This window comes from Thorsellia kenyensis (genome assembly GCF_042432445.1).
GTDB lineage: Bacteria > Pseudomonadota > Gammaproteobacteria > Enterobacterales > Thorselliaceae > Thorsellia > Thorsellia kenyensis.
This window is the reverse complement of the sequence record NZ_JBHLXE010000074.1, coordinates 1-5,779: the sequence shown is the minus strand read 5'-3', so window position 1 is coordinate 5,779 and position 5,779 is coordinate 1. Positions and strand designations below refer to the sequence as shown.

Annotated in this window: 4 protein-coding genes; all 4 read right to left on the bottom strand. The window is 39.9% G+C overall.

Annotated elements, in window-relative coordinates:
- Nucleotides 1-623 precede the first annotated feature (623 nt).
- The gene (locus ACFFIT_RS06685) at nt 624-1,004 is read right to left on the bottom strand and encodes an immunity 8 family protein (RefSeq protein WP_385876877.1); all 381 of its coding nucleotides are present in this window, start codon (nt 1,002-1,004) and stop codon (nt 624-626) included.
- Nucleotides 1,001-1,339, bottom strand: coding sequence for a hypothetical protein (locus ACFFIT_RS06680; protein ID WP_385876876.1), 339 nt, complete (start codon nt 1,337-1,339; stop codon nt 1,001-1,003). The genes ACFFIT_RS06685 and ACFFIT_RS06680 overlap by 4 nt, the downstream gene beginning before the upstream one ends.
- 13 nt (nt 1,340-1,352) lie before the next feature.
- Nucleotides 1,353-1,850 (bottom strand): hypothetical protein, encoded by a 498-nt coding sequence (locus ACFFIT_RS06675; RefSeq protein WP_385876875.1) that lies wholly within the window; start codon nt 1,848-1,850, stop codon nt 1,353-1,355.
- Nucleotides 1,837-5,779: hemagglutinin repeat-containing protein (locus ACFFIT_RS06670; RefSeq protein WP_385876874.1), on the bottom strand; the 3,943-nt coding region annotated here is incomplete at its 5' end. The genes ACFFIT_RS06670 and ACFFIT_RS06675, both read right to left, overlap by 14 nt.

Sequence of the window (5,779 nt, the reverse complement as noted above, 5' to 3'; positions counted from 1 at the left end):
AAATCTCCTATTATTTAATGATAGTGTACTATAAAATTATTAACAACTATCCTAATTGATAGGGCCTATGTGAAGATGAGAGAGGAAGGCCCCCCTTCAAAATTTTGATTTTAAAGGGGGTAATTGATGGATTGAAGTTGGTGTTTATTAGGAACTAAGGATTACTACACATTAAAGCGCAACTCTCAATCCAAGTTATTGTATTGTAGTTACTTTAAATTTCTCATTTCAAATTATACTCACCTTTGTACTCACTTTGGTAATTACTGGGAATTTAATCATATTTAGTATCTGGGTACTTAAACACTAAATAGATACCACAATAAACCAAAAATGGAATTAATCATAAACAACAGTATGGTAATTAAACTTATACTTTAAAAATAACAACTTAATTTACTTTTGCTCTGTTTGATTAACGCATTATTTTGCTGTGAGACAAGTTGTACTATCTTTAATGTCTAAAATAAACATATCAAAATGGGTAAATTCACAATTTAAATTACAGCCTCTACACCCGCGGTGTGTTTGCTTTAGGAGGCGAGGTAATCCGAATTCCTCCTCTCCTAAATGTAAACCAATACTATTTATTGTTCAAAACATCAAATTTCGTTTGGTATTGGCTAGCTTGTTTGCTGTATTGATTGTCCGTAAGGTGAATAATCTTCAAACTCCCAAGCAAAAACACCAGAAAGTTTTTGAGCTATTTCCACCCAATTTTCACCGTCACATAGTTCAATATAGTTGGTGATAACATTCTTTATTTCTTCTAAATCATATTGACGCACTAGTAAGGTATGGCGCATAAGTTCAGCCGTCCAATGGTGCTTACAAAGCCATTCAGGGGTACATATGTGTATTGAAAAATAGTCCGAACCGATTTTATTTACAGGACCTATCTTTAAATTTACTAATAACATAAAACAATTTTTTTCATCAGATTGATAATCTTCTAAAGTAAATTTAGACGTATCAACCCACATGCCATGTAGTTTTGCTTTCATTTTTCTATCCCCATATGACCGTTACTTACAACTTTTCCTTTTTCTAGTTGAACAAAATTAGCTTGTACTCCGGTAGGATTTAAATTTTTAGGGGGATTTGGTTTGTAAGTTGGTGGTCTGTAGATTCGAAGACCATCAGCACTAACTAAACACCCTGGACATCCTTTTTGGTCACCTACTAATTTAGCTCCATCTCCCACCCAAATTTTACCTAATCGATCTGCTTCAGCCGTTGTTCCAACACCTATTCCAAAATTGGCTAATAACAAAATATCGCGCGCCGCATCCAAATTGATATTCTTATCCGCATCTAACGTACTGCCTTCGATTGTCACCGTAAAGCCACTATTATCCGAACTCGCCATAGAACAATAATAAAAGTCCATAACCAGTTATGAACAAAAAAGTACCATAAGAATAAAGATAGTCTTTGATTGACGCTTTTTGTTTATGAACGAGAAAAATATGCCACAATGCTGCTATTAACAGAGTTCCTGAAAAAAAGTATGCAACGAATAACAACATTGCCAATATAAGTACTGGACCTTGTAACGGAGTATTGTCGGTGAGGCGCATGAGTGCAAGATTAACCCACGCAAAGAACCCAAATCGAGAAAAATATCTAAAAAAATGATATCTTTTTAAAGATAATGCCCAGCCCCTTTCAATATAATAAATAAAACACAAACTGAATAAAATAAAAACAATCACAAAATATAGATTTAAAAAATTAATATTAAATAAATTTTTTTGCATTTTATCAGATAGAACAAATGGTATAAAAATTCCCCCCCAACAAAATAATACAATAAAAGATAATAATAACTTCAATTTATTTAGTTTCATTTTGTTGCCTCAATTGTTCTAATCCTTTTAATCCGTAATCAATTCTTGATTGTACTTGACGAATATCAAAAAATTTTGTCCCCAAAGTTCCCACATAAATTGCATAAAAAGGCCCACCATCTAATCCAGCATACAAACCTTGGACATTGTATTGTTCAGATTTTAATCTTTGATCATCCCAGGATTTGGCACTATCACCCGTTAATCTATCTGTGTTATTATAAAAATCTTTAAATTCAGGCCATCCATCATCCAAAATTTGATTGCCAACCTGATTTACCCAGTTTTGAGTATTATTACAGAAGAAACACATCTTATTTACTTTAACATCTAGCTCCGATGATACATCAGCTGCTAGTTGCCACCATGCAACTTCATCACCTCTTAATTTTGAAAAATTAGCCATCGTTTGGAAAAAATCTTCTCGTCTATTTAAATTATCCAGTAATGCTGTAGCATCTTTATTTTCCATAGACATGAGAGTCGCGAGTGTTTCTAAGATACTTCTTTCCATATCTTTACCTAACATGCCATCTTTCAGTTCCTTCCAATTGGCATTATACATAAGGGCATCTCGCATGCCTTCGATACAAGCATCAGAAGAGGGATTGGACATACACACAGCATTGAGTTCTTTGTCATTTAAAAGAGACTTAACATACGCGTCCTCTAAAATAGTTTGGATGCATGAAAAATTATTAGCGGAGCATGTTGCAACGAGTTTCTTTTTATAGTCTTCCCATTCACGTTCACTCAGGTAATTATTCTCCACCGCATTTTTCCCAACAATGGCCCCTTGCGTAGCATCGCTAGAGCTGTCACCGGTTAATCCTCCTGCAACGGCTGCCGCGATTTGGGAAAGAGCTGAAATGTTTTGACGCTCATCTTCGGTTAAATCAGCAAACGATTTATCACCGTAGAGTTCATTCTTGATAAGATTGGCTGCTGCTTCTGCACTGAGGGCTCCTAACCCTCCAGCAAGAGCGCTGTTGTCGTTGGCTGCACTGAGTAGTGCGCCTAAAATCGCATGAGCAGCTAAATTGGCTTCAGTGTTGACACTGCCGTCTGGATTGGTGGTCGCCTTCTTAATGGCTTCTGCAAGGTAAGGTGCAGAGCCATTGGCAAGGGCTTGGGTAATATCTCCACCGAGTGCTCCTTTTAATGCGCCAGTTAATGCTTGAGTCACTTGTTGGTATTTACCTCCAGTGCCCCAATCACGCATGGCGTTGTTTTGTGCTCTTTGCTCTATGTCTTGAGTGGTGGGATTTTTACCCTCTGATAAGAGTTCTTTCTTCGCTAGTTCAAGTGCAGCAGGGTCATTTTTGGCTTTTTCTGCCCGTATTTGTCCTTCGGTGCGAACAATATTACTGAGCTGATTGCCAATATCAGAGATTAGTTTCTGTTCTTCTAACAGTTCTTGCTCTTTGTCTTTATCAAAGATTTTATCTAGCGATTGATGAGCGTTATCCGTATGACGATTCAGTGTGGTAATATCTTGTGTTTGATTTGTCTCATCCTTAAGTGTGATATCAATGTTATTACCAATCGTGGCTTGGGTTGTGCTGTCAGATTCACCACTGTTGTTGCTGTTAGACACACCAGGAATACTCAAACCTCCTATCCCCAGATTACCCCCAACGCTATTGCTTGAAACATCAAACTGCGCTTTATTTTCGATGTCTTCAAAGCTGAGGGTCCCGGTACTCAAGGTGTTATTCCCACCTTCGCTGGCTATAACTCCCCCTTTGAGGTGAGTGTTGTTTTCAACATCAATATCAACGCCTTTATTGCCCGCAAACAACCCAGATTGCTCTTGTACGCTGGCATAGTCGCTGTCCATTTTGGTACGGTCACCATTAATGCCACCACTGACGCTGGTGTTGGTACCAAAAGAGAGGCCAACATTCGCCCCAAGGTTGGTTTGCTTGCTATGGTAGCTTTCACTGTCTTGCAGGCTCTCAATACGTAAATCACGACCTACATCAACCTTAATCCCGTCCCCTTTAACTTGCCCGCCTTGGATAAGGGTATCTCGTTTACTTATGACAGAGACGTCATTACCTGCAGTAATTAAAGTATTTTGATGGGTGAGCGAGTGGCCGTTTTCATTGCCTTTACCTCGATTCGCTGAAGCATTAAGTCCAAAGATGCCCGCTAAATCAATACTACCCCCGAGACTCCAACCACGACTCTCATTCTTACCATTGAGTTTTGAGGTATCTTGCGCAGCGTGTAATAACACATCGCGATTCGCCTCAAGCGTGATGTTATTCTCTGCATCCAAGCGGCTACCTTCTATACGGATATCTTTTTCAGTCGCCTGAAGGTTAATGTCCCCCCTCGAACTTAAGTGACTTCCAGAATGGTTAACCTCGTTAAGGGTTTTTTCTGAGCGTGAGGATTGACTACCGTAACTCACATTAACCCCTACGGTACTACCATAGGCGTTCGGCTGATTACTTTCACTGGCCAGGCGTAATTCTTGTAGTCCTTGTGCACCAGATAAGGCGCTACTTAACCCTAATAAAGCATTTTTACGGTCACTGTTGCTACGACTCGTTTGTGATGCGCTGCCTACCGCACTGTTAATCGCACCACCTACCGAACCGCCTAAACTCAGGGTTAAACCCGAACTTTTACTCTCAGTGATATGTGTTTCATCATGGGTATTGGCTGCGGCTGTGATGCTGATATCTTGAGCCACCACATTGATGTCTTCGCCTGCAATCAGGTCACTGCCATGAATATTGGCGTTGTTACCCGCGACAATAGTCACATCCCCATTGATACTGCCAACCGTACTGCCGGCTTCGATGCTATCTTGGTAAGTGTCATCGTTTTTATCACTTTTAGTACCAACAAAGACACCTAAGCCACCGCCGCTCATTACCCCTGATTTTTTTCTTTCAGTGGTGGTTTGGTTATAATATTGCTCTTTAGCCGTTGTAATAGTGACATCATTACCCGCTTTGAGAGTTAATGTTTCATCTGCAATCACATCACTGCCTTGAATCAAAGTATCATTACCCGCAACCATTGTGATGGTGTCACCATTAAACTCACTGCCAGTACTCGTTTGATTGTCAATTTGGGAGCGTGTCGTCGTACTTGAACTAGAGAATAAACCTTTGCTACTGGTTTTGGTTTGCGAGTCTAGGGTTTCGGTTGAAATCCCCTCTCGCAGGGTAATGTTGTTACCGGCTTGAACAGTTAAATTTTTATCTGCCGTGACGCTTGCTGCGATACTGTCCATATCATTGCCAGCAATGAGACTGATGTCACCTGCGCCATAAATTTGAGTACCCACCTCAGTACTACTTTCTTGATGCCAATAGGTATCACCACTGCCAACGTGGTCTTTATTTTGAGTTTGAACGGCATTTAAGATGACATCATTACCGGCTTTGAGTAAGGTTGAGCTCTCTTTACCTTGATTCACGAGATTAGCTGTCGTCAAGGTCAGGTTATTCCCTGCCTCTAGTGCTAACACGCCTTCATTCCCCATTACGCCCATTTGAGCCACTTGGTTGATGACCGTACTCTCTTTGCCATCAGATGGATTAATTGAGTGATTATTCGTAGTGGTGGTGATGACATTAATGTCTCCACCTGCTCTGGCTATCAATGCATCATCAGCTAAGATACTGCCACCCACGTTATTGATATCTTGAGTAGCCGTTAATCCAATTTGATTGGCTTGCAATTTCCCTGCATGGTTATTGATAGTACCTGCATTAACTATTAAGGTCTCTTTTGCTTGTAGGCTACCCGTATTCGTGAAATCCCCTTTAAGTTCTAACTGCATATTTTTAGCGCTGAGTAATGCGCCTGAGCTATCTAAATCACTGGGTTGAACTTTAGCATACACTTGAGGCACTAATACCTCCTGAGTCGACCCATCGGCTAAGGTCACCGTTTGGTTAACAAGC